This is a genomic window from Pseudomonas sp. B392_1p, assembly GCF_052245235.1.
Classification (GTDB): Bacteria; Pseudomonadota; Gammaproteobacteria; order Pseudomonadales; family Pseudomonadaceae; genus Serpens; species Serpens gallinarum.
The window spans coordinates 89,942-113,758 of sequence record NZ_JBQPXM010000003.1 but is presented as its reverse complement, the minus strand read 5'-3'; the positions used below and the strand labels follow the sequence as shown (position 1 = coordinate 113,758).

The following is a 23,817-nucleotide window of genomic DNA, read 5'->3' as shown; positions in this document are numbered from 1 at the left end:
AAATGCGGCCATTACCTACTGTCAGGGTTCGTCGACCTTGAAGTGGACGCGCGCGGTGGCAATCGGCTCGGTTTGCGTTGTTTGCCAGGCGGTGATCGACACGTTAGCGACGCGGCGTCCCTGACGCCACACCTGGCATGAAGCGTAGGTGTCACGATAATGACCGGCCCGCAGGTAATCTATCGAGAAGTCGATGATTTTCGGCAAATGTGGCGTACCCATGAACATCAGCAGGTGCAACATGGCCGCATGTTCCATGAAACCTGCGATAACGCCACCATGCAGTGCCGGCAATACCGGGTTGCCAATATTGTCGGCATTAGTCGGCAGGCGGAACACCATATCGTCTCCCAGGCGTAGGCATTCGATGCCGATGAGCCGCGCATAAGGCACCAGATCGAGCAGAGCCGAGTAATCGTTCTTCTCATTGGCTTCTTGTACCAGCGAGTTAAAATTCTGCGGACTCATGTCTTGTCCCTCAACGTACCCGCCTTGACGTGTGCGCCCTTGCCTAAGCGCATGAAGGTGCCGACTGCGTGAGCGATTGGCTGCTGCGGATCATCCTGATAGGCATAGCCGCGGGTGAAGATCACCGTCGGAGTGACCCGATAGCACTCGGCGAAGCTGTAGACATCCTTATGCGGATCGGCCGGATGCATGTAGTCGATACGCAGGTCGAGGGTCGGGCAGATTTCCATTTCAGGCAGGAAGCAGACGGTTGAAATTCCGCAGGTGGTGTCCATGAGCGTGGTGATCGCCCCGCCGTGGATCACGCCGGTCTCCGGATTGCCGACGATTTTTTCGCTGTAAGGCAAGCACAGAGATAAGCCCTGGGCATCCGCCTGCATTATCCGCAAGCCAAGCACTTGGCAATGTCGCAAAGCATTCAGAAACTGCTTTCCCCGTTCAACGATGAGAATGTCACTCATGCAACAGCAACCACGTCAGCTGAAAAGGGGCGAAATGATAGCGCAGGGGTTGATTCACCAATGTAACTATCCGTAAAGGGGGCGCGAGCAGCCGCTCACTCTATGACCGCCCTCCTCACCGTACCTACCTTGCGCTGATCTCTGAGCCGTCTCAGACGTCTCGCGGCTCATCGTCTACGGCAGTCTGTGTGTAGAGCATTACCTGCAAGACTTTTGAATGAAATTCACGCCGATACAACACCAGTACCACGCCTGCGGTAACTCCCATGTAGACCCAGGGATGAATGAACCAGGTCAGGGTAGCCAGGCCGAAATAATAGGCGCGCAAACCGAAGTTGAAGTGATTGGCCGCCATCGAAATCACCCTGGCGGAACGATTGGCGAATGACTTGCGCTCCTGGTCGCTGACATTGCGCTCACCGATCAGAGGCGCCGAGCCGATCAGTACGGCGGCAAAGTTGTATTGACGCATGCACCAGCTGAACGTGAAGAACGCATAGACAAAAATCAACGCCAGGGCCAACAGCTTGAGCTCGGACAGCTGACGACTCACCGGTTGGGTCAAGGGCAGTTCCGCCAGCAACGAGAAGGCCTGTTCCGAAGCGCCCAGGGCGGTCAGCACACCGGCGAGGATGATCAGCGTACTCGATGCAAAGAATGACGCGTTGCGTTCTAGACTGCCGATCACGTTGGCATCGGCGATCCGGTTGTCACGCAGCAACATGCGCCGCATCCAGTCTTCTCGATACAAATGCAGCACGCTGGCCAGGCAGGGGGTGTCCCTGCCCTTCCAGATCGCGTAACGGGTATACCCCGCCCAACACAAGGTGAACCAGAGAAAGGCCAGCACGTCCGGCAGGTTTATCGCGAAATTCGACATAGGGGAATCTCCTTCTATGCCGAACGATTATACCCATAGGCCGGCCTGTCCCAGCATCAGGCCGGCGTGCGTAGCGGCCCTGGCAGCATTCGGTCAACCGCCACAGCAACCAGCAGCGTAATCAGCACCGGCACCACCCAGCCTATGCCCAGCTCAGCCCATGGCAATTGCGAGAACACGCCCGGGACCAGTGCATCAAAACCGGCGGCAACCAGGCCGTCGACGATGCCGAACAGCAGCGTGACCCCCATCACAGGACGAAACACCCGTGCTGACGAACGCCACAGCCGATCCGCCAAAGCCAGACCCACCAGCACAATCGCCAAGGGGTAAAGACCAACCAGCACGGGGACCGACACTCGGATCAACTCGTTCAACCCCTGGTTGGAGACCAGCAGGCTGAACAGAACGAACACCCATACCACCTTGGCGTAGGACACCTGCAACAGCTCACTGAAGAACTCGCCGCAGGCTGTGATCAGCCCAACCCCTGTGGTCAGGCACGCCAGAATGATGACCGCAGCCAATAGCAGCAAGCCAGGATTACCAAAGGTCTGCTGTACATAGGCCGTGAGAATTTGCCCGCCATTACTGGCCTGGCCGGCGATGGCCTGGCTGGTAGCTCCGAGGTAGAACAGTGACAGATAGACCAGCGCCAGGCCGGTACCGGCGATGATGACCGCAATGATCGAATAGCGGGTGACCAGGTTGGGCATGGTCACACCTCGATCACGGATTGCCGTGGCGATCACCACGCCAAACACCAAGGCACCCAGAGCATCCATGGTCAGGTAGCCTTCTAGGAAGCCTTTCATCAGCGGCTGAGCCTGATAGGCCTCGACGCTACCACCGACCGGCCCGGCTGGCGCGAATACCGCTGCGACACCCAGCAAGATCAGGGCTATCAGCAACACCGGCGTGATCACTTTCCCCACACGGTCCAGCAACTGGCCAGGCTTGAGGGACAGGAACAGCACAACCCCAAAATAAACACAGGTGTAGGCGAACAATGCCAAGGCGCTGTCGCCGGTGAACGGCACCACGCCAATCTCGAAGGAGACAACGGCCGTACGTGGCGTGGCGAACAGCGGGCCAATGGCCAGATAGACAGCCACCGCCAGCAGCGTGCCCGCCCATTTGCCCAGCGGCGCAGTGAGCGCCGGCATACCGCCACCGACCCGCGCCAGCGCCACCACCGTCAGCAACGGCAGGCCGACGCCGGTGAGCAAAAAGCCCAATGCCGCTTTCCAGACATACTCTCCCGCGGCCATACCGGCGCTGGCGGGGAAAATGATATTGCCGGCGCCCAGAAACAGCGCGAAGGTCATGAAGCCTAGGGCAAGAAGATCAGAACCTTTAAAACGAGTCATGAAGAGAAGTACCACTTCCAGAAAAAACAATAAGGAGTCCGTGGGGCTTCCCGAAGGATGGGGGAAACTCAGGTTCCGCGTGATGAACGGAACGGGTAGCAGGCCACCTCTTGTGAAGGCGGCAGGCCAGGTCGCAGAGCCTAGCTGCTCGACGCACACATATGCCCTGATACGGATCAAGTTGACGCGTGAAGCGTGGAGTACGACAGGCTCCGGTGAACTCAATCACGATCAAGCTCGAAACAGGCCTGTGACGGGGTATTGTGCCGGAGTCCACCCAGCACGTCCCGCGTATTTGGTCAGAAAAAAAGAGGCCACCTCAAGGGTGGCCTCTTTCTATTCAGCAACAGACTCAGGCCTGCTTGATCGGCCAGCCCGTCAGCTCGGCCAGTGCCTTACCGATATCAGCCAGCGAACGCACGGTCGTCACCCCTGCGTCCTGTAGAGCTGCGAATTTTTCGTCTGCCGTACCCTTGCCTCCCGAAATGATTGCCCCGGCATGCCCCATGCGCTTGCCGGGCGGTGCGGTAACACCGGCAATGTAGGAGACCACCGGCTTGGTCACATTAGCCTTGATATAAGCTGCGGCTTCTTCCTCGGCGCTGCCACCGATTTCGCCGATCATGACAATGGCTTCGGTTTGAGGGTCTTCTTGGAACAGCTTGAGAATGTCGATGAAGCTGGAGCCCGGGATCGGATCGCCGCCGATACCCACGCAGGTAGATTGGCCGAAACCGGCGTCAGTGGTCTGCTTCACAGCTTCATAGGTCAGCGTGCCGGATCGCGAGACAATGCCCACTTTGCCGGGCATGTGAATGTGACCAGGCTGAATGCCGATCTTGCACTCGCCGGGCGTGATCACGCCCGGACAGTTCGGGCCGATCAGGCGCACGCCCATCTGGTCGCACTTGATCTTGACCTCGAGCATATCCAGGGTCGGGATGCCTTCGGTGATGCAGACGATCAGCTTGATGCCGCCGAACGCCGCCTCCAGGATCGAGTCCTTGCAGAACGGTGCCGGCACATAAATCACACTGGCGTCGGCGCCAGTGGCCTCCACAGCTTCCTTGACCGAGTTGAACACCGGCAACCCAAGGTGTGTAGTGCCACCCTTGCCCGGCGTTACGCCGCCGACCATTCGGGTGCCGTACTCGATGGCTTGCTCGCTGTGAAACGTGCCCTGCGAGCCGGTAAAGCCTTGGCAGATAACCTTGGTGTCTTTATTGATCAGGACGCTCATTGGTTGCCCTCCGCGGCGTTGACGACCTGCACGGCGGCATCGGTCAGACTGGATGCAGGAATGATGTTAAGGCCACTATCAGCCAGCACCTTGGCGCCCAGCTCGGCATTGTTGCCCTCCAGGCGAACCACCACCGGCACCTTGACGTCGACTTCTTTCACCGCGCCGATGATGCCCTCGGCAATCATGTCGCAACGCACGATGCCGCCGAAGATGTTCACCAACACGGCCTTCACATTGCTATCGGAAAGAATGATCTTGAAGGCTTCGCTGACCCGCTCCTTGGTCGCACCACCGCCGACATCGAGGAAGTTGGCCGGCTTGCCGCCGTGCAGGTTGACGATGTCCATGGTGCCCATGGCCAGGCCAGCGCCGTTGACCATGCAGCCGATGTTGCCATCGAGCGCTACATAGTTGAGTTCGAACTTGCTCGCGTGAGCTTCGCGAGGATCATCCTGCGACGGGTCGTGCATGCCACGCAATTTGGGTTGGCGGTACAGGGCGTTGCCGTCAATGCCAATCTTGGCATCCAGACAATGCAGGTTGCCGTCGGCCTTGATCACCAGCGGATTGACTTCCAGCAGCGCCAGGTCGTAGTCCTCGAACAGCCTGGCCAGGCCCAGGAAAATCGTGGTGAACTGCTTGATCTGGTCACCTTTCAGGCCGAGCTGAAACGCCAGATCGCGTCCCTGAAACGGCAATGCGCCGACCAGCGGGTCGATGGTCGCCTTGAGAATCTTCTCGGGCGTTTCGTGGGCAACTTTTTCGATTTCCACGCCACCTTCGGTGGAGGCCATGAATACGATGCGCCGGGTGGAGCGATCAACCACCGCACCGAGGTAGAGCTCCTGAGCGATATCGGTGCAGGACTCGACGAGAATCTTGCTCACCGGCTGGCCGTTGGCATCGGTCTGGTAGGTCACCAGGCGCTTGCCCAACCAGTGGGCAGCGAAGTCCCTGGCCTCTTCCCGGCTTTTCACCAACTTCACGCCGCCGGCCTTGCCTCGTCCGCCAGCGTGCACCTGGGCCTTGACCACCCAGATGTCACCGCCGATCTTGTCGCAAGCTTCGGCAGCCTGTTCCGGGGTATCCACGGCGAAATGCCTAGACACCGGCAGGCCGTACTCAGCGAAAAGCTGCTTACCCTGATACTCGTGAAGATTCATGCTTACCTACCATCTTTTGGAGAATTGTTGGTATTGCGCAAGGGATGCCGCCTATTTTAAGGGCACCCTTCCCGACGTGCTGATCGGGAAAACATAGTCAATCCAGAGCGGTTTATCGCGCTAAACCTAAAGACTTTACTGAGTCCTACGTAAAAAAACCAACCCTCGTATCCAGATAGCAAAAAATCCCCGGGGCTTACGCCCTCGGGGATTCTGATACCGCAGAATCAGATTCTGCGACGCTACCCTTTCGCTATTAACGCTTCTTGCGGTTAGCCACGTGAATGGCATGACCGTTTACAGCCAGAGCCGCCTCATGCAGCGACTCGGAGAGCGTCGGGTGCGAGAAGACCATCATACCGAGGTCTTCGGCGCTGGTGCCGAATTCCATCGCAATGGCGCCTTGCTGAACCAGCTCGGCAGCACTTGGGCCAATGACATGCACACCGAGAACGCGGTCAGTCTTGGCATCGGCAACGACCTTGACGAAACCAGCGGTTTCGTTGGCGGCCATCGCACGTCCGCTGGCCGCGAACGGAGCGACGCCGACGTTGACGTCAACGCCTTCGGCCTTCAGTTGCTGCTCGGTCTTGCCGACCCATGCGATTTCCGGGTGGGTGTAGATGACGCTCGGGATCAGGTCGTAGTTCATTTGGGTCTTGTGACCGGCGATACGCTCAGCAACCATCACGCCCTCTTCCGAGGCCTTGTGGGCCAGCATCGCACCGCGTACCACGTCACCGATGGCATAAACGCCCGGTACGCTGGTCGCGCAGAAGTCGTCGACGAACACAAAGCCGCGCTCATCCATGGTCACACCACTGTCAGCGGCCAGCAGATTGCCGGTCACTGGACGACGGCCCACAGCGACGATCAGCTTGTCGAAGGTCAGCTCCTGTTCGCCGGCGGCGTCAGTAAACTTCACAGTGACCTGCTTGCCCTTGATTTCCGAGCCGGTAACACGAGCACCCAGACGGATGTTCAGACCCTGCTTGGTGAGAATCTTCTGGGCTTCCTTGGCAACTTGATCATCGGCGGCCGGCAGGAACTTGTCCATGGCTTCGATGACGGTCACTTCCGAACCCAGACGGGCCCATACCGAACCCAGTTCCAGGCCGATCACGCCCGCGCCGATCACGCCCAGCTTGGCCGGAGCGCTCTGGAAATCCAGTGCACCAGTGGAGTCGACGATGATGTCCTGATCGACCGGAGCCGGCGGGATGTCTACTGGCTTCGAGCCAGAGGCCAGGATCACGTTCTCGGCTGCCAGGATTTCAACACTGCCGTCGAGCTTGGTGACTTCAACCTGCTTGCCCGCCAACAACTTGCCGTGACCTTCGAACAGGGTCACGCCATTGCTCTTGATCAGCGCCGCAACACCGCCGGTGAGGTTTTTGACGATTACGTCCTTGCGGCCGACCATCGCCGGTACGTCCATGTTGACGTCACCGGTGGTAATGCCGTGAACCTTGAAGCCTTCGCGGGCTTCATGGAACTTGTAGGAGCTGTCCAGCAGCGCCTTGGAAGGAATGCAGCCTACGTTCAAGCAGGTGCCACCCAAGGCGGTCTTGCCTTCCTTGCCCTGGTACTTTTCGACCAAGGCAGTCTTCAGACCCAGTTGAGCAGCCCGAATCGCAGCCACATAGCCGCCAGGGCCCGCACCGATTACAACGACGTCGAATTTCTGACTCATGACGTTTCCTCTTTGAATGTTTCAGGCAGAAGCAGCAGAGCCCGGTCTTGCCGGGTTCTGCCTTGTGCGATCTTCGATTAGATGTCCAACAGCAGGCGTGCCGGGTCTTCCAGCAGTTCCTTGATGGTCACCAGGAAGGTCACGGCTTCTTTGCCATCAAGCAGACGGTGATCGTAGGACAGGGCCAGGTACATCATTGGCAGAATCACGACCTGGCCATCAACGGCCATCGGGCGCTCCTGGATCTTGTGCATGCCGAGAATAGCCGACTGCGGCGGGTTGACAATCGGGCTGGACAGCAGCGAACCAAAGACACCACCGTTGGAGATCGTAAAGGTACCACCGGTCATCTCTTCAATGGTCAGCTTGCCTTCTTTGGCTTTCTTGCCATAGGCAGCGATGCCGCCTTCGATCTCGGCCAGACTCATGAACTCGGCGTTACGCAGCACCGGTACCACCAGGCCACGGTCGCTGGATACGGCAACGCCGACGTCCTGGTAGCCGTGATAAACGATGTCGTTACCGTCGATGGAGGCGTTGACGCCCGGCTGACGCTTCAGCGCCTCGACAGCGGCCTTGACGAAGAAGGACATGAAGCCCAGGCGTACGCCATTGTGCTTCTTCTCGAACAGGTCCTTGTACTTCTTGCGCAGGTCCATGATCGGTTTCATGTTGACTTCGTTGTACGTGGTCAACATGGCCATGGTGGACTGTGCTTCGACCAGGCGCTGAGCAACCTTGGCACGCAGACGGGTCATCGGCACACGCTTCTCGACACGGTCGCCTGCGGCAAATATCGGCGCGTCGCCGGCCGGAGCAGCCGGCTTGGCAGCTGCTGGGGCAGCCGGCTGAGCAGCAGCGGCAACGGCGTCTTCCTTGGTGACACGACCGCCCTTGCCAGTGCCGGCAATGCTGTTGCGGTCGATGTTGGCTTCGTCAGCGATCTTGCGCGCAGCGGGCGACAGGATCTGCTCACCGCCAGCGGCAGCAGGCGCTGCTGCCGGAGCAGCCGCGGCGGCGGCAGCAGGAGCGGCCGGAGCTGCGGCAACAGCACCGGCGTTCAGGGTGCCCAGCAGTTCGCCGGACAGCACGGTTTCACCCTCGCCCTTGACGATTTCGCCAATTACACCGTCGGCTTCGGCCAGCACTTCCATCACAACCTTATCGGTCTCGATGTCAACGATCAGCTCGTCGCGCTTGACGGCTTCGCCCGGCTTTTTATGCCACGTGGCAACGGTGCCATCGGCGACCGATTCCGGGAAAGACGGGGCTTTGATTTCAATAGCCATTTGCAAAATTCCTATCTATTCGTTTTCTTCTGGACGAGGGCTTAACCCGCGAAGGCGTCTTGAAGCAATTTTTCTTGCTGTTCAGCGTGCATCGATGCGTAACCACAGGCAGGTGCGGCAGAGGCTTCACGGCCGGCATATTCAAGGAACAGGCCCTTCTGGTGAGCACTTGCGACACGACGCATGTGGTGCTGGCTGCAATACCAGGCCCCTTGGTTCATCGGCTCTTCCTGACACCAGATGACGCGCTTGAGGTTCTTGTAGGCCGAGATGGCTTCGGCCAGATCCTCTTCGGGGAACGGATACAGCTGCTCGATGCGAACAATGGCGACATCTTCGCGACCTTCGTTACGACGCTTGGCCAGCAGGTCGTAGTACACCTTGCCGGAACACAGGATCAGACGCTCGACCTTGGACGGATCGAGAGCGTCGATTTCCGGGATTACGGTCTGGAACGAACCTTCAGCCAGATCTTCCAGCGTCGAGATTGCCAGCGGGTGGCGCAGCAGCGACTTGGGCGTCAGCACGATCAGCGGCTTGCGCAGCGGACGAATGACCTGACGACGCATCAAGTGGTAGATCTGCGCAGGGGTAGTCGGCACACAGACCTGCATGTTCTGCTCGGCGCACAACTGCAGGAAGCGCTCCAGACGCGCGGAGGAGTGCTCCGGGCCCTGCCCTTCAAAACCGTGCGGCAGCAACACGGTCAGACCGCACAGACGGCCCCACTTGTGTTCGCCACTGGAAATGAATTGATCGAACACTACCTGTGCACCGTTGGCGAAGTCGCCGAACTGAGCTTCCCAGATCACCAGCGCGTTGGGCGTGGTAGTGGCGTAACCGTATTCGAACGCAAGCACGGCTTCCTCGGAAAGGAAGGAATCGTACAAGTCGAAACGCGGCTGACCTTCAAACAGGTTTTTCAGCGGGATATAAGTCCCGGCGTCCTTCTGATTATGCAGCGCCGCGTGGCGGTGCGAGAAGGTACCGCGGCCGACATCCTGGCCGGTCATACGGATCGGATGGCCATCATGCAGCAAGGTGGCGTAGGCCAGAGTCTCGGCATAACCCCAGTTGATCGGCATCGCACCGGCGGTCATCTTCTGACGATCTTCGTAGACCTTGCCAACCTGGCGCTGCATCACAAAGCCTTCCGGGATACGGGTCAGGCCAGTGGCGATCTCGCGCAGCTTGTCCAGCGGCACGCGAGTGTCGTGGCGAGCAGTCCAGGCATGTCCCAGATAACGGCTCCAATCAACGAAGAGCTCTTCGTTCGGTTCTAGCACCAGACTCTTGGCCACATGCTGACCGTTGTCCAACGCGGTGCGGTACTCGTCGATCTTTGCCTGGATACGCTCGGCACTCAGCACACCGGCCTGCGCCAGGGCATCGGCATACTGCTCACGAGTGGTCCGCTGTTTGGCGATCTTCTGGTACATCAGCGGCTGGGTGCCGCTCGGCTCATCGGCCTCGTTGTGACCGCGGCGACGGTAGCAAACCAGGTCAATGACCACATCGCGCTTGAACTGCATGCGATAGTCGATGGCCAACTGAGTCACGAACAGCACAGCTTCCGGATCATCGCCGTTCACGTGCAGGATCGGCGCCTCGATCATCTTCGCCACGTCGGTTGCATACTCGGTGGAACGAGCATCCGCCGGGTTGCTGGTGGTGAAGCCGACCTGGTTGTTGATCACGATATGGATCGTGCCACCGGTCTTGAAGCCGCGAATCTGCGACATCTGGAAGGTTTCCATAACCACGCCCTGACCGGCGAACGCCGCGTCACCGTGGATGGAAACAGGCAAGACTTTGTCGCCGATCGGGTCGTTACGACGATCCTGACGGGCGCGCACCGAGCCCTCGACCACGGGAGAAACGATCTCCAGGTGGGAAGGGTTGAACGACATCGCCAGGTGAACTTCGCCACCGGGAGTCATCACGTTGGAGGAAAACCCCTGGTGATACTTGACGTCGCCGGAGCTCAGGCCTTCGACCTTCTTGCCCTCGAATTCGTCGAACAGGTCGCGCGGGTTTTTACCGAAGGTATTGACCAGCACGTTCAGGCGGCCACGGTGGGCCATGCCAATGACGATTTCCTTGAGACCATAAGAACCCGAACGCTGGATGATCTCATCCATCATCGGGATCAGGCTTTCACCGCCTTCCAGACCAAAACGCTTGGTACCCGGGTACTTGGTGCCCAGGTATTTCTCCAGGCCTTCAGCTGCAGTCAGACGCTCGAGCAGGTGGCCCTGAACGTCAGCAGAGAAGGTCGGACGACCACGTACGCTTTCCAGACGCTGGGCAAACCAGTTGCGCTGCTCGGAATCAACGATATGGTTGAATTCGGCACCAATGGTGCGGCAATACGTCTCTTGCAGGGCCTGGTGAATTTCCCGCAGAGTTGCCTTTTCCTTGCCAATGAACAATTCACCGGTACGGAATGTGGTATCCAGGTCAGCATCCGTCAACGCGTAACGGCTGACCGATAGATCGGCAGGCACGGCACGTTCCCACAGCCCGAGCGGATCCAGCTTCGAGGCCTGATGGCCGCGTGTGCGATAGGCTTGGATCAGGCGCAGGACTTCAACCTGCTTCTTTTCGTGCTCGCTGCTGACACTCGCGGCCGAGACCGGCTGCGCGCGACGCTGATTCTTGGCAAGCAGAACGAAATGATCACGCACGGTGGAATGCGCTACATCGGTGGCGGGACTGCCATCGGTCGGCAGTTTTTGGAAATACGTGCGCCACTCTTCAGGCACAGCATTGGGGTCGTGCAGGTAGAGCTCATAAAGCTCTTCCACATAGGCAGCGTTACCACCAGAAAGGTGGGCACTGTTCCACATGCGCTGCATTACGCTTTCTTGCATGCTTGGTCACCCTCGGTAAGGGGACTCCATCGGCGTGAGACCGCAGTACGGCGTGCCTGAGCTCTGAAGCGGCTTCAAGTAAGCCCCACGGGACCCGCGATAGCCGGGTTCTTGCCCGGATGCCCCTGATAATTCAGTACTTTCAAAGGGGTCAAGGCTTTGTGAGCTTCAACCCCGCTTAAAACTACGCTGCCGGGATAAGCCGACAGCGTAGGTGTAACGGGTACAGCGCGCTTTTTGTATCAGGTACCGCTCTGCAGCAACATGTTGCGAATGTGACCGATGGCCTTGGTCGGATTCAGACCCTTTGGGCACACACTCACGCAATTCATGATGCCGCGGCAACGGAAGACACTGAACGGGTCATCCATTGCAGCCAGACGCTCTTCAGTCTTGGTATCCCGGCTATCGGCCAGGAAACGGTAAGCTTGAAGCAAAGCAGCCGGACCCAGGAATTTATCCGGGTTCCACCAGAACGACGGGCAGCTAGTGGAGCAGCACGCGCACAGAATGCACTCGTACAGTCCGTCCAGCTTCTCACGCTCCGCAGGGGTCTGCAGGCGCTCGATGGCCGGAGCCGGGGTATCGTTCTGCAGATACGGCTGCACCTTCTCGTATTGCTTGTAGAAGATGCTCATATCGACGACCAAGTCACGAATGACCGGCAGACCGGGCAGCGGGCGAATCACCAGCTTATTGCCCTTCACCACGGCAGACAGCGGAGTGATACAGGCCAGGCCGTTCTTGCCGCTCATGTTCATGCCATCGGAGCCGCAAACGCCTTCACGGCAGGAACGACGGTAGGAGAACCCTTCGTCCTGTTCCTTGATCAGCGCCAGCACGTCAAGGACCATGATGTCCTTGCCGTCGATCTCGACATTGAATTCCTGCATGAACGGAGACGAATCACGTTCTGGGTTGTAGCGATAAACGCTAACTTGCAAAGTCTTGGGCAGCGACATATCCATCACCCTTAATAAGTACGTACTTTCGGCTCGAATGCCGGGACGGTCTTCGGCGCGAAGTTGACGGCACGCTTGGCAACGCGCTTCTCACCCGGGAAGTACAGGGAGTGGCACAGCCAGTTCTGGTCGTCGCGCTCTTCAAAGTCTTCACGAGCGTGAGCACCACGAGACTCGGTCCGGGTATCGGCTGCGATTGCAGTCGCTTCGGCCACTTCCAGCAGGTTCTGCAGCTCGAGCGCTTCGATGCGCGCGGTGTTGAAGGCCTGGCTCTTGTCATTGATCTTGACGTTGGCGATACGCTCGCGCAGGTCAGACAACTGAGCGATGCCCTTCTTCATGTATTCGCCGGTACGGAATACACCGAAGTAGTTCTGCATGCAGTTCTGCAGTTCTTTACGCAACGGCGCCACGTCTTCACCGGTGCTGCGCTCGTTGACACCCGCCAGGCGAGCGAGGGAAGCATCGATATCGCTCGAGCTGGCGCCACGCGCGTCGACGCCTTCTTTCAGAGCCTTTTCCAGGTGAATGCCGGCGGCACGACCGAACACCACCAGGTCAAGCAGCGAGTTGCCACCCAGACGGTTGGCACCGTGCACGGAAACGCACGCCACTTCGCCTACGGCGAACAGGCCTTCAACAATCTTGTCGTTGCCATTGGCATCCTGAGTGATTGCCTGACCATGGATGTTGGTGGCGACACCACCCATCATGTAGTGGCAGGTCGGCACAACCGGAACCGGAGCGACAACCGGATCGACATGGGCGAAGGTCTTGGACAGCTCGCAGATACCTGGCAGACGGCTGTGCAGCACTTCTTCGCCGAGGTGATCAAGCTTGAGCATCACGTGATCGCCATCCGGACCGCAACCGTTGCCAGCCAGGATTTCCTTGACCATGGAACGTGCCACGACATCGCGGCCAGCCAGGTCCTTGGCGTTCGGAGCGTAACGCTCCATGAAGCGTTCGCCATGCTTGTTGATCAGGTAACCACCCTCGCCGCGGCAACCTTCGGTCACCAGCACGCCAGCACCGGCAATACCGGTCGGGTGGAACTGCCACATTTCAATGTCCTGCACCGGCACGCCAGCACGCAGCGCCATGCCCACACCGTCACCGGTGTTGATCAGGGCGTTGGTGGTGGAGGCATAAATGCGACCGGCACCGCCAGTGGCGAGAACCACGGCCTTGGAGCGGATATAGACGGTTTCGCCGGTTTCGATGCAGATCGCGATCACACCGACGATGGCACCATCCTGGTTCTTGACCAGATCGACCGCGTACCACTCGTTGAGGAACGAGGTGCCGGCCTTCAGGTTGGCCTGATAAAGCGTGTGCAGCAGGGCGTGACCGGTACGGTCGGCCGCAGCGCAGGTACGGGCGGCCTGGCCACCCTTACCGAAATCCTTGGACTGGCCACCGAACGGACGCTGATAGATGCGGCCCTGCTCGGTACGGGAGAATGGCAACCCCATGTGCTCGAGCTCGAACACGGCTTCAGGGCCTACGGAACACATGTATTCGATAGCGTCCTGGTCACCGATGTAGTCGGAGCCTTTGACGGTATCGTACATGTGCCAGCGCCAATCGTCGTTCGGGTCGGCCGAAGCGATGGCACAGGTAATGCCACCCTGGGCGGAAACGGTGTGCGAACGAGTCGGGAACACTTTGGTCACGACAGCGGTCTTGTGACCACCTTGCGCCAGCTGCAGCGCGGCACGCATGCCGGCGCCGCCGCCACCAACGATGATGGCGTCATAAGAAAGAGTGCGAATGCTAGACATGAATCAGATACCCCACAGAATCTGCACACCCCAGACGAACAGCACGAACTGAAGCACGCCGCATGCTGCCTGGAAGAAAAAACGCAACACAGTCGCCCAACGACCAAACGCCATCGGGGTCAGGTAGTCAGTCGAGATGGTCCACATGCCAACCCAGGCATGCACGACAATCGCCAACATGGCCAGCAAACTGAAGATGCGCATTGCATTGTGGGAGAACAGAGCGTGCCATTCGGCATAGCCCAGGTTCGGATTGACCAGCAGAAAACCAATCAAAAATACAAAGTATGCCGCCAAAACAACAGCAGAAACACGCTGAGCCATCCAGTCATAGAGGCCCGAACGCGAAAAATTTGTGACGTTGGTTACCATACCCACACCCCAGCCAGGACAATCAACACAACGGACAGGGCAATGACGATTTTGGAACCCGCCTTGCCACCTTCCAGCGTCTCACCGACACCGGCATCCATGAACAGATGGCGCGTACCGGCCACCAAGTGATACAGCAGAGCGGACAGCAGACCCCAGGTCACGAACTTGGCCAGCGGACTGGTCAGACACGCCTTCACCTCTGCGAAGCCTTCCTCGGAAGCCAGGGACTTGTCGAGTGCAAACAGCATCACGGCAAGGCCAAGGAAAAGGATGACTCCAGAGATACGGTGAAGAATGGACGTGTAAGCAGTGACAGGGAGTTTTATTGTCCTAAGGTCTAGGTTTACAGGTCGTTGGCTATTCACGGCTTCTTTTCACACTGAGAGCCCTAAAAAACAGGGCATAGTTGTCGGGAAGTGCACTGGTCAGGTACCAACCCACTGGGAGTGACAACCACCAGAAACACAGGCGCAAAGCCCCTGGCGGCCGGTCGCAGAGTATAGACAGTTAGCCCACTAATAACAACGCAGCCCTCCTCCACCAAGGGCGAATAGCCATCCATTTGCAATTCGCGTAAAAAGCACCCCCACCCAATGGATAAGGAGAAAAATTCCTTCATTCATATGGGGTTGCGCAAATTGACTTTCAAGCTTATCGCTCTATAGTGATGCCGGCCCTGATGGGGGGCCGTCTGATGATTCCAAGCAAAACTAGGAGGCCATTCATGGCTGACAAAAAAGCGCAGTTGATCATCGAGGGCGCTGCCCCCGTAGAACTGCCCGTTCTTACTGGCACCGTAGGCCCTGATGTAATTGACGTCCGTAGCCTGACCTCCACGGGTCGTTTCACCTTTGACCCAGGTTTTATGTCGACCGCCTCTTGTGAGTCGAAAATCACTTATATTGATGGCGACCAGGGCATCCTACTGCACCGCGGTTATCCGATCGAACAGCTCGCCGAGCAGTCCGACTACCTGGAAACCTCCTACCTGCTGCTCAACGGCGAACTGCCGAACGCCGAGCAGAAGGCCAAATTCGTCAACACCATCAAGAACCACACCATCGTTCATGAACAGCTGAAGTCCTTCCTCAATGGCTTCCGTCGTGACGCACACCCGATGGCTGTCATGTGCGGCATTGTTGGTGCGCTCTCTGCCTTCTATCACGACTCGCTGGACATCAATAACCCGCAGCACCGTGAGATCTCCGCGCATCGCCTGATTGCCAAGATGCCGACCATTGCCGCCATGACCTACAAGTACTCAATGGGTCAGCCCATCATGTACCCGCGCAATGATCTGAACTACGCGGAAAACTTCCTGCACATGATGTTCAACACCCCGGCCGAGATCAAGCCAATCAGCCCGGTGTTGGCAAAGGCCATGGATCGCATTTTCATCCTGCATGCGGACCATGAACAAAACGCATCGACTTCCACCGTTCGTCTGGCAGGCTCCACTGGCGCCAACCCGTTTGCCTGTATCGCCGCTGGTATCGCCGCGCTGTGGGGCCCGGCACACGGTGGCGCCAACGAAGCCGTGCTGACCATGCTGGACGAGATCGGCACCGTCGAGAACATCGATAAGTTCCTGGCCAAAGCCAAGGACAAGAACGATCCGTTCAAGCTGATGGGCTTTGGCCACCGCGTGTATAAGAACTTCGACCCGCGCGCAAAGGTCATGAAGCAGACCTGTGACGAAGTACTGGGCGAGCTGGGCATCAACGACCCGCAGCTTGAGCTGGCGATGAAGTTGGAAGAAATCGCCCTCAAGGATCCCTACTTCGCCGAGCGCAACCTGTATCCGAACGTTGACTTCTACTCGGGCATCATCCTCAAGGCTATCGGCATCCCGACCAGCATGTTCACCGTGATCTTCGCCATGTCGCGTACCGTTGGCTGGATCTCGCACTGGAAGGAAATGATCGAAAGCGGCCAGAAGATCGGCCGTCCGCGTCAACTGTACACAGGTGCAACACCGCGTGATTTCGCTCCGCTAAACGAGCGCACGTAACACGCACCCATAAAAAAGGCTGCTTCGGCAGCCTTTTTTATGGGCGGAGGTTCATCACGTGCGCCGCCCCAGCCAACGCACGTTGACCTCAGGGCTTTTCAGCCAGGTCGCGCAATCCTTTCAGTGTGTTGAACGGCGCATCAACGACAAAGCTGTTGGCCAGCCAGGACGGAACACTGCCGCCTGGCTCGGTATGCAACTGGTAGGTCACTTGCACCGCATCGTCACCCTTCGGCTCGAGTTTCCACAGCCCATCGACCTTGGCAACACGCACATAACCCTTCTCTTCTGGCAGATAAGAGGGAACGCCCAAGAGATGGCGAACCAGCCCACCGTCAGGGGTCGTTTCGGTACTGACTTCGATAATCGAATCCCGCGGTGTTACCGGCCAAGGCGTATTGAAATAACTGTGAGTCCAGCTTTTCCCACCCTCCTGCTTGATCAATTCCTGCTTCTTGCACTCACGGATCCATGAGCATGAGCCTGCCACATCATCTTGCAGCGCCTTGACCTCGGCCATCTCGGCCTTGATGGTCACCACACCACGATAAGCCTTGTATTTCGAGCCCTCGACGGGCGCCAGATACACTTGTATGCCCTCTTCATCCTTCGCCAGTTGCCAATCTTCTGCCTGCACCGCTCCCGCAACCAGCAAGGCCAGCCCTATGCACAGAGATGAAGAATGAACGTTTCCCATGTTGTTTTTCCTTCTTCTTGAGTTCATCACCCAGCATAATCGGACTTACGCTACGCCTACGTCATGCAGTTGCTTGTTCCAGCCAGCCCAACAGCTGGATGGCCTCTTCCCGACTGTCACCACAAACCGCTCTGTCCGCCTGAAACGCGGCACACACGGACGGCCGTCCGGGCTGATCGAATATTCCACATAGATTCTCCTCGGTCAGGTGCAGGCATCGCTGGCCAGCGGCCTTGCCATTGGGCATGCCCGGAATGGGCGAACTAATGGAGGGAGCAATACAGCAGGCACCACAACCCGCGCGGCACTTCATGGCTACGGATCTCATCGAGTGTCAAAACAGGGGCGTGATTCTACCCGCCCAATAATTTTCTTTGGAATTCTTCGTTACGGCGCAAGACGCTTACCCAAAGCGAGAGTGGCCGCTCACTCGGAATTGGCCCACCAGCTGTTGCAGTTTGCGAGTGGTTTGCCGCACTCGCTCGGCGCTGTCATTCAATACACCGAGGGTCGACCCCATGTCTGCCGAAGCCTGTTCCACACCCCTGATCGTCTGCCCGTAGTGCAGGCTGCGCTCCTTGAGCTGATGGATGATTTCGAAGATGCGCTCAACAGCAACTTGTAGCTGGGCGGTCTCGGTGGAGGCTGTTTCGTTCAGCGCCAGGCTGTTGTCGACGTTCTGTATGCCCTCATCCATAAAGGCCACGGCCCGTCGGGTTTCAGCCTGCAAGCTGCCGACCATGCGGCCGATTTCTTCCGCAGCCTGGGCCGTTCGCTGCGCCAAGGTACGCACCTCTCCCGCCACCACGGCGAAACCGCGACCATGCTCGCCTGCCCGCGCTGCCTCAATCGCTGCATTGAGGGCGAGCAAATTTGTTTGCGCGGTGATATCACCGATGATCCCTACGAACTTGTCGATTTCCGCCATACGACTATCGAGCAACCGCACACTCTGCGCCGAATGCTCGACCACGCCGCGGATCGACTGAGTACCCTGGCGCACTCTCTCAAGGCGCTCGCGGGCGCCTACCATCACTTCATCCATGGCCTGTTGCATTTCTTCAGCCGTCATTGACGCCTGCTGGATCTGACCCAGCTGCTCCTCCACCAGCAACAGCAGCTCATGCACCGTTTCGGCAACGTCGCGTGTGGTGTGCCCCGCCTCGCTGCTGCGTGCGAGCATCACATCGTTATCCTGGCGCACGCGGGTAGTGACCTGAATCACCTGACCAACAATTCCATCCAGACTATCGAGGAAACTGTTGATCCAGCGCCCCATATCGCCGGTCTCATCGTTGCCTAGACGCGCGGTATCCAGGCGCTGCTTCAAATTGCCCTCGCCTTCAGCCAGGGTCCGGATCAGCTCGGTCATCTCCTGCATTCGGGCTTCCAGCCGACTCGGTCCAAACAGGGCGAAAGCGCCCGCACCCAGCACGACCAGGCCGGCATCGAGCGCATCCAATGCCAGTAAAGACAAGCCGCTGTAATGGTGCAGAGCGCTGCGGATGACAAACAGCACCAGTGCCGTGGCCAGGTAAACCTTCATCAACCCCGTGCTCAGCGAGCGCCTGCGATACACCTCCTCCAGGTCGGCCTCGCACATCATGCCCCAGCGGTCCGGAGAACCCGGCAACTGGAAACTCAGGCCCTTACCGATGACCGGCACATGGCGGTAGTCCGCATACCCCGGATAAGTCACGAACAGGTTGCTTCCGTGAGCGATGGTATCCCGCACGCCGGGATGCAACTGACCCGTAGCCGGGTCGGTAAAGCGCAGCTCCAGTTCGGTGTGTCGACGCACTCGCACCAGGCCCCAGGCGGTATGCACACCTGCCTTGAGGTTTTCACCGTGACTGAAGGTGCCATCTTCGAAGCGCGAACGCGACAAGGCCGTACCCGCAGTGATTTCCGGTGCGAAGACAGACTCCACCATGAACAGATAGTTATCGCCAGATTCGGGGAACACATGCCCGGCCTCGCGCTGGATCAAATCGCCCAGCACATCGTTCGGCACCCGCGCGCAGAGGCAGCCAAGCACGCGTCCGTCGACTCGGATCGGCTGATAGAACATCACGGTCACAGCATCGTGAAACGACGACGTGGTCGGCCCGATTCGCTCGGTCAACGGATCACAGTACGGGCCGTGCAAAAAGGGCTGGCGTAGCCCCTGGGCTAACGCCTTGGTGTGCCGCACAGACTGACCAACATGCTCCTCCCACGTGGACGCCAGCACACTGCCCTCGCTGTCCACCACGAACAATTCAGCGCAGTCGGGCACATGATTCAGCTTACTCACCAGCGTGGCGCGGTCGATCGCCGGAAAACATACCGCGAGGTTCTCAGCCAGCTCGGTCAACTGCTCCCAGTAACCTTGCGTCCATTGCTGAAGACGCTTGACCCGCACCTGGGCAATGCCTTCAAACGTCTGCTCCAACTGAGGCTGAATACCCCGATTCAACCAACATGACCAGCTCATTGCCAACTTGCCGGTCTTTCCGGTCCAGGGTAGCCAGCCGCGCTCGGCCGGACTCAGGTGTGCCTGTGAATTACGAGAACGGGTCATGCAGATTCCTTACTGCGATAGCAATCACAAAAGGACATAGCAACTACCGGACCAGCCCACTTACACGCACCCAAACAGCAAACACAGGGAACGCTACGCACCAATCAGGTGCACCCAACAAAACCCCGCGCATAGCAATGCGCCATTATGGATCACCTCAACTGGCTGGCCGCAAGGCGTCCAACAACGTGTCCAGGCTGTAACCCAGACGCGGCGCCAGTGCTTCAGCACGTGCCCGCAGGCCTTGCATATCCAGCTCCTGATCCAGGTCAGCCGGCACCAGCAACGCCACGTTGCCTTCCTTGACCGGGCATTCCCAATAATGGCGATGGAACAATCCGCGCAACAAGGGTGCGCCCAGCGGTTTGCCGTCATTGGTGGCCCACTGATTGATCACCAGCCAGCCGTCCGGATTCAGCTTGGCCTGGCACGCCTCGAGGAAGGTCCAGGCCAGATGCCCGGCGCCTGGCCCCTGATCGGTGTAGAGGTCGACGAACAGCAAATCGGTGGTTTCCGCGCTTTCCAGCAATTTCAAGGCATCGCCGATTCGAATGGTCAGGCGTGGATCATCATCCAGTCCCAAGTACTCAATGGCCAGGCGCGGCACGTCCGGGCGCAGCTCAATGACCTCGACATCCTCAAGTGGCAGGAATTTCAGGCACGCCTGGGTCAGGTTGCCGGCGCCAAGACCAAGAAACAGCGCTGACTCCGGCGCCGCGTGGCACAGCGCGCCGAGTAACATGGCGCGGGTGTAGTCGTATTCCAGCCAGGCTGGATCGGCCGTAAATACGCAGCTTTGCTCGACGGCATCGCCAAATTCGAGAAAGCGATACTCGCCCACCTCCACCACCCGCACCACACCAAAGGCATCATGCACCTCGGCCAGTAGTACTTCTTCGCGCTGATCACTTTCGTTCACGGACGCACCTCCGGATGCCACGGTGTACAACAGCCCACTGTACCGCCCAATCGCCGCGCCACTATGGAAATAGCCTGTGCCCGATGCGCCAGCACCAGAAGAATAGGTTTCATTGACCGCCTGACCTGCTGGATATGTCGTCCGCCGCTGGCGGACCCAAAGACTGCCTATGCTTGCGGAAGCTGGACAGAAACACAATCGGCACAACCCGCCGGAGATCTGTCTGCCTGACTTGATCAGCCGCCAGCCTCGCGTTTGCGTGTGCCGCAAACCACGCTGGCACTGCGCCAATCTGTCAAAGATCAACATCGCCAAAGCCCTGATCGGGTTACCATGCCGCTCTTTCCGATCCGCCACAGCGAGTACCCTGATGTCGCAAGCCTGGAGTCCTGAAAGCTGGAGAACCCGCCCCATCCAGCAGCAACCCGAATACCCCGATGCGGCCCACTTGGCCCAGGTTGAACAAACACTGGCCAGCTATCCGCCGCTGGTATTTGCTGGTGAAGCCCGTGAACTGCGCCGTCAGTTCGCCGACGTCACCCAAGGCCGGGCCTTTCTGCTCCAGGGCGGCGATTGCGCGGAAAGCTTTGCCGAATTTTCTGCTGCGAAGATTCGCGACACCTTCAAGGTCTTGCTGCAAATGGCGATCGTCATGACCTTCGCCGCCGGCTGCCCGGTAGTGAAGGTCGGACGCATGGCCGGCCAGTTCGCCAAACCGCGTTCTTCCGGCAGCGAAACCATCGGCGATGTTACCCTGCCCGCCTACCGTGGCGATATCGTCAACGGTATAGGCTTTGACGAGACAAGCCGCGTACCCGACCCCGAGCGGCTGCTGCAGGCCTATCACCAATCCACTGCCAGCCTCAACCTGCTACGTGCCTTCGCCCAGGGCGGCTTTGCCGATGTGCACCAAGTGCATCAATGGAACCTGGATTTCATCGCCAATTCGACCCTGGCCGAGAAATACCAGCAGTTGGCCGGCCGCTTGGATGAAACCCTGGCCTTCATGCGCGCCTGCGGCTTGGACGGCGCACCGCAGCTGCGTGAGGCCAGTTTCTTCACCGCCCATGAGGCGTTACTGCTCAACTACGAGCAAGCCTTCGTGCGCCAGGACAGTCTCACCGGCAACTGGTACGACTGCTCGGCGCATATGTTGTGGATCGGCGATCGCACCCGCCAATTGGACGGCGCCCATGTAGAATTCCTGCGCGGCGTCGGCAACCCGATCGGCGTCAAGGTCGGCCCGAGCATGGACCCGGACGAGCTGATTCGCCTGATCGACATCCTCAATCCGGACAACGACCCCGGCCGCCTCAACATGATTGCGCGCATGGGCGCAGGCCATGTGGAGCAGCACCTGCCCGCACTGATCCGCGCCGTACAGCGGGAGGGCAAACAGGTGCTGTGGAGCTCCGACCCTATGCACGGCAACACCATGAAGGCGTCCAGCGGCTACAAGACCCGCGACTTCGCAAGAATTCTCACCGAAGTGCAGCAATTCTTCGCTGTGCATCACGCTGAGGGGACCTATGCCGGTGGCATCCACATCGAAATGACCGGCCAGAACGTCACCGAATGCATCGGCGGCAGCCGACCGATCACCGAGGCGGGCTTGTCGGACCGTTATCACACCCACTGCGACCCGCGCATGAATGCCGACCAATCCCTGGAGCTGGCCTTTATGATTGCCGAAAACCTCAAGCAGATTCGCCGCTAGCCTTTTGCGAGACTGGGTGGGATCTCCATCCAGTCGTGTCGGCGGCAGAGCCCAGTAACCGTCAAGCGAACCGCTTACGCAACCAGGCCCCACTGCTCACCAGGCTGATGCCCAGCAGCACCAAGACCGCCCCGCCCAAAAAGCTGATGCTCAACGGCTCGTCCAGCAACAGCACGCCAAAGCCCACCCCGAACAGCGGCGTCATGAACGAGAACACCGCCAGGTTGGACGCAAGATAGCGGCGCATCAGCCAGAACCAGGCGAAATAGCTGAAGAACGACACCACCACGCCCTGGAACAGCACGCTGGCAACCGCCACCGGGGTTATCCGTATGGGAGTGATTTCACCCAACGCGATGGCAATCCCAGCCAATAGCACGGCAGCCACGGCCAACTGATAGAACAAGGTCAGCGCCGGCGGTGCTTCAGACAGCCGAGAACTGCGCACCACGACGGTGGTCAGTCCCCAGGAGAGCCCCGCCAACAGCCCCAGACCATCACCGAGCAGCATGTGGCGGTCGAGAGTCGTGCTGAGCACGCTGCCGCCGAACGCAAGACAGATACCAATGAAGCACACGCCAATGCCCAGCCATTGCAGCGGCAGCAGCCGTTCGCTGGGCAACAGCAGGTGCAGTGCCAGGGCGGAAAAGATCGGTGCCGTATAGAGAAACACCGCCATGTGCGAGGCGGAGGTGTAGCGCAACCCCAGGGCAATGAACAAAAACTCCAGGGCAAACAGCACACCGGCCAACAGTCCGGCGCCCAGATTGTCCCGGCCCATGGCGCTCCAACCGCCCCGCCAGAGCATCAGCAAGGCGACCAGAAAAGCTGCGATGCCCGAGCGCAGGGTCGCCTGCAATACGGGCGCCACATCGGCGGCCGCCAGTTTGATCGCCACCTGCTGGAAACCCCAGATCACGCACAAACCCAGCATCACTTGGAACAAAAAACCATCCGCACTTTTCCGGCTGCCGGTCATGGCTGGGCCTCGAGACCATCTGGGCAAGAACACATCAACACATCACATTCCATCAATCCGAGCATCAAAAAACGGAGCCCCGCCAGGCAGGGCTCCGTCACTGTTTTCGCTGACCACGTGCGTGGCTCAATGTTTCAGCGGATCATCCCAGAATGGCCGCTGGCTCTCCACTTCGATATCCGCGCGGCTCACGCCGATGTCCTTGAGGGTGGCATCGCTGAGCGCTGCCAGTTGTTGCCGTTGGCGGTACAGCTGATGCCAGCGGCGCAGCTGCCGGGCCGCTCCGGACGCCAGCGCCGACAGTGAGGCACCGCTGTTGCGCCGCATGTCGATGACGTGGATATAACCTTTTTGACCTTTCATCTGTCTG

The 23,817-nt window shown here is 58.9% G+C and carries 21 protein-coding genes; 2 read left to right on the top strand and 19 right to left on the bottom strand.

Annotated features, from left to right (window positions below; translation table 11 throughout):
* Positions 1-21: 21 nt before the first annotated feature.
* The 13 genes from ACTV8E_RS05135 to sdhC all read right to left on the bottom strand — a co-directional run bounded on the left by ACTV8E_RS05135 (position 22) and on the right by sdhC (position 14,926).
* Complete coding sequence (locus ACTV8E_RS05135; protein WP_443198736.1) at positions 22-468, bottom strand: PaaI family thioesterase; 447 nt, start codon at positions 466-468, stop codon at positions 22-24.
* On the bottom strand, positions 465-929 hold the full coding sequence (locus ACTV8E_RS05130) for a PaaI family thioesterase (RefSeq protein ID WP_443198735.1): 465 nt from the start codon (positions 927-929) through the stop codon (positions 465-467). The genes ACTV8E_RS05135 and ACTV8E_RS05130 overlap by 4 nt, the downstream gene beginning before the upstream one ends.
* 151 nt (positions 930-1,080) lie before the next feature.
* Positions 1,081-1,809 carry a DUF599 domain-containing protein gene (locus ACTV8E_RS05125; RefSeq protein ID WP_443198734.1) on the bottom strand — a complete coding sequence of 243 codons (729 nt, stop codon included), beginning with the start codon at positions 1,807-1,809 and terminating at the stop codon, positions 1,081-1,083.
* Between the two features lie 56 nt (positions 1,810-1,865).
* The gene (gene brnQ, locus ACTV8E_RS05120; RefSeq protein ID WP_443198733.1) at positions 1,866-3,179 is read right to left on the bottom strand and encodes a branched-chain amino acid transport system II carrier protein; all 1,314 of its coding nucleotides are present in this window, start codon (positions 3,177-3,179) and stop codon (positions 1,866-1,868) included.
* Positions 3,180-3,531: 352 nt separating this feature from the next.
* Positions 3,532-4,419 (bottom strand): succinate--CoA ligase subunit alpha, encoded by an 888-nt coding sequence (gene sucD / locus ACTV8E_RS05115; protein ID WP_443198732.1) that lies wholly within the window; start codon positions 4,417-4,419, stop codon positions 3,532-3,534.
* Entirely contained in the window at positions 4,416-5,585 is a 1,170-nt protein-coding gene (gene sucC, locus ACTV8E_RS05110; RefSeq protein ID WP_443198731.1) for an ADP-forming succinate--CoA ligase subunit beta, read from the bottom strand. Before sucC ends, sucD begins: the two co-directional genes overlap by 4 nt.
* A gap of 256 nt (positions 5,586-5,841) precedes the next feature.
* Entirely contained in the window at positions 5,842-7,278 is a 1,437-nt protein-coding gene (gene lpdA / locus ACTV8E_RS05105) for a dihydrolipoyl dehydrogenase (RefSeq protein ID WP_443198730.1), read from the bottom strand.
* A 77-nt stretch (positions 7,279-7,355) separates the two neighbouring features.
* On the bottom strand, positions 7,356-8,567 hold the full coding sequence (gene odhB, locus ACTV8E_RS05100; protein ID WP_251836064.1) for a 2-oxoglutarate dehydrogenase complex dihydrolipoyllysine-residue succinyltransferase: 1,212 nt from the start codon (positions 8,565-8,567) through the stop codon (positions 7,356-7,358).
* A 41-nt stretch (positions 8,568-8,608) separates the two neighbouring features.
* A complete protein-coding gene (locus ACTV8E_RS05095) occupies positions 8,609-11,440 on the bottom strand; it encodes a 2-oxoglutarate dehydrogenase E1 component (protein WP_443198729.1) in 2,832 nt (943 codons plus the stop codon).
* A gap of 242 nt (positions 11,441-11,682) precedes the next feature.
* The gene (locus ACTV8E_RS05090; RefSeq protein WP_251836066.1) at positions 11,683-12,402 is read right to left on the bottom strand and encodes a succinate dehydrogenase iron-sulfur subunit; all 720 of its coding nucleotides are present in this window, start codon (positions 12,400-12,402) and stop codon (positions 11,683-11,685) included.
* 11 nt (positions 12,403-12,413) lie between these two features.
* Positions 12,414-14,186 carry a succinate dehydrogenase flavoprotein subunit gene (gene sdhA / locus ACTV8E_RS05085; protein ID WP_251836067.1) on the bottom strand — a complete coding sequence of 591 codons (1,773 nt, stop codon included), beginning with the start codon at positions 14,184-14,186 and terminating at the stop codon, positions 12,414-12,416.
* 3 nt (positions 14,187-14,189) lie between these two features.
* On the bottom strand, positions 14,190-14,558 hold the full coding sequence (gene sdhD, locus ACTV8E_RS05080; protein WP_251836068.1) for a succinate dehydrogenase, hydrophobic membrane anchor protein: 369 nt from the start codon (positions 14,556-14,558) through the stop codon (positions 14,190-14,192).
* The gene (gene sdhC / locus ACTV8E_RS05075) at positions 14,552-14,926 is read right to left on the bottom strand and encodes a succinate dehydrogenase, cytochrome b556 subunit (protein ID WP_251836069.1); all 375 of its coding nucleotides are present in this window, start codon (positions 14,924-14,926) and stop codon (positions 14,552-14,554) included. Before sdhC ends, sdhD begins: the two co-directional genes overlap by 7 nt.
* A gap of 359 nt (positions 14,927-15,285) precedes the next feature.
* On the opposite strand from sdhC, the gene gltA reads away from it, so the two are divergent.
* Complete coding sequence (gene gltA, locus ACTV8E_RS05070) at positions 15,286-16,572, top strand: citrate synthase (protein WP_251836070.1); 1,287 nt, start codon at positions 15,286-15,288, stop codon at positions 16,570-16,572.
* 88 nt (positions 16,573-16,660) lie between these two features.
* Here gltA and ACTV8E_RS05065 read toward each other — a convergent pair whose 3' ends face one another.
* The 4 genes from ACTV8E_RS05065 to ACTV8E_RS05050 form a co-directional block, all read right to left on the bottom strand.
* Complete coding sequence (locus ACTV8E_RS05065) at positions 16,661-17,269, bottom strand: START domain-containing protein (protein WP_443198973.1); 609 nt, start codon at positions 17,267-17,269, stop codon at positions 16,661-16,663.
* A gap of 61 nt (positions 17,270-17,330) precedes the next feature.
* On the bottom strand, positions 17,331-17,582 hold the full coding sequence (locus ACTV8E_RS05060; protein ID WP_251836072.1) for a YkgJ family cysteine cluster protein: 252 nt from the start codon (positions 17,580-17,582) through the stop codon (positions 17,331-17,333).
* A gap of 90 nt (positions 17,583-17,672) precedes the next feature.
* Entirely contained in the window at positions 17,673-18,302 is a 630-nt protein-coding gene (locus ACTV8E_RS05055; protein WP_443198972.1) for a methyl-accepting chemotaxis protein, read from the bottom strand.
* Between the two features lie 1,687 nt (positions 18,303-19,989).
* Positions 19,990-20,751: a spermidine synthase gene (locus ACTV8E_RS05050; protein ID WP_251836074.1), complete on the bottom strand. Its 762-nt coding sequence runs from the start codon at positions 20,749-20,751 to the stop codon at positions 19,990-19,992.
* A 370-nt stretch (positions 20,752-21,121) separates the two neighbouring features.
* Here ACTV8E_RS05050 and ACTV8E_RS05045 point away from each other — a divergent pair, with 370 nt between their 5' ends.
* Positions 21,122-22,468: a class II 3-deoxy-7-phosphoheptulonate synthase gene (locus ACTV8E_RS05045; protein WP_443198728.1), complete on the top strand. Its 1,347-nt coding sequence runs from the start codon at positions 21,122-21,124 to the stop codon at positions 22,466-22,468.
* A gap of 61 nt (positions 22,469-22,529) precedes the next feature.
* Here ACTV8E_RS05045 and ACTV8E_RS05040 read toward each other — a convergent pair whose 3' ends face one another.
* Both ACTV8E_RS05040 and ACTV8E_RS05035 read right to left on the bottom strand, forming a co-directional pair.
* Entirely contained in the window at positions 22,530-23,447 is a 918-nt protein-coding gene (locus ACTV8E_RS05040; RefSeq protein WP_443198727.1) for a DMT family transporter, read from the bottom strand.
* A 126-nt stretch (positions 23,448-23,573) separates the two neighbouring features.
* Positions 23,574-23,810, bottom strand: a complete 237-nt coding sequence (locus ACTV8E_RS05035) for a DUF1127 domain-containing protein (RefSeq protein ID WP_337955280.1) — start codon at positions 23,808-23,810, stop codon at positions 23,574-23,576.
* Positions 23,811-23,817: the final 7 nt, after the last annotated feature.

Bases quoted from the DNA above. Each gene is read 5' to 3' on its own strand.
- sdhA (WP_251836067.1), bottom strand. From the start codon at position 14,186: ATGTCTAGCATTCGCACTCTTTCTTATGACGCCATCATCGTTGGTGGC.
- ACTV8E_RS05040 (WP_443198727.1), bottom strand. From the start codon at position 23,447: ATGACCGGCAGCCGGAAAAGTGCGGATGGTTTTTTGTTCCAAGTGATG.
- gltA (WP_251836070.1), top strand. From the start codon at position 15,286: ATGGCTGACAAAAAAGCGCAGTTGATCATCGAGGGCGCTGCCCCCGTA.
- lpdA (WP_443198730.1), bottom strand. From the start codon at position 7,278: ATGAGTCAGAAATTCGACGTCGTTGTAATCGGTGCGGGCCCTGGCGGC.
- ACTV8E_RS05035 (WP_337955280.1), bottom strand. From the start codon at position 23,810: ATGAAAGGTCAAAAAGGTTATATCCACGTCATCGACATGCGGCGCAAC.
- ACTV8E_RS05065 (WP_443198973.1), bottom strand. From the start codon at position 17,269: ATGGGAAACGTTCATTCTTCATCTCTGTGCATAGGGCTGGCCTTGCTG.
- ACTV8E_RS05045 (WP_443198728.1), top strand. From the start codon at position 21,122: ATGTCGCAAGCCTGGAGTCCTGAAAGCTGGAGAACCCGCCCCATCCAG.
- ACTV8E_RS05130 (WP_443198735.1), bottom strand. From the start codon at position 929: ATGAGTGACATTCTCATCGTTGAACGGGGAAAGCAGTTTCTGAATGCT.
- ACTV8E_RS05060 (WP_251836072.1), bottom strand. From the start codon at position 17,582: ATGAAGTGCCGCGCGGGTTGTGGTGCCTGCTGTATTGCTCCCTCCATT.
- brnQ (WP_443198733.1), bottom strand. From the start codon at position 3,179: ATGACTCGTTTTAAAGGTTCTGATCTTCTTGCCCTAGGCTTCATGACC.
- sucC (WP_443198731.1), bottom strand. From the start codon at position 5,585: ATGAATCTTCACGAGTATCAGGGTAAGCAGCTTTTCGCTGAGTACGGC.
- sucD (WP_443198732.1), bottom strand. From the start codon at position 4,419: ATGAGCGTCCTGATCAATAAAGACACCAAGGTTATCTGCCAAGGCTTT.
- ACTV8E_RS05055 (WP_443198972.1), bottom strand. From the start codon at position 18,302: ATGGTAGGCGCCCGCGAGCGCCTTGAGAGAGTGCGCCAGGGTACTCAG.
- ACTV8E_RS05135 (WP_443198736.1), bottom strand. From the start codon at position 468: ATGAGTCCGCAGAATTTTAACTCGCTGGTACAAGAAGCCAATGAGAAG.
- ACTV8E_RS05125 (WP_443198734.1), bottom strand. From the start codon at position 1,809: ATGTCGAATTTCGCGATAAACCTGCCGGACGTGCTGGCCTTTCTCTGG.
- sdhD (WP_251836068.1), bottom strand. From the start codon at position 14,558: ATGGTAACCAACGTCACAAATTTTTCGCGTTCGGGCCTCTATGACTGG.
- ACTV8E_RS05095 (WP_443198729.1), bottom strand. From the start codon at position 11,440: ATGCAAGAAAGCGTAATGCAGCGCATGTGGAACAGTGCCCACCTTTCT.
- ACTV8E_RS05090 (WP_251836066.1), bottom strand. From the start codon at position 12,402: ATGTCGCTGCCCAAGACTTTGCAAGTTAGCGTTTATCGCTACAACCCA.
- odhB (WP_251836064.1), bottom strand. From the start codon at position 8,567: ATGGCTATTGAAATCAAAGCCCCGTCTTTCCCGGAATCGGTCGCCGAT.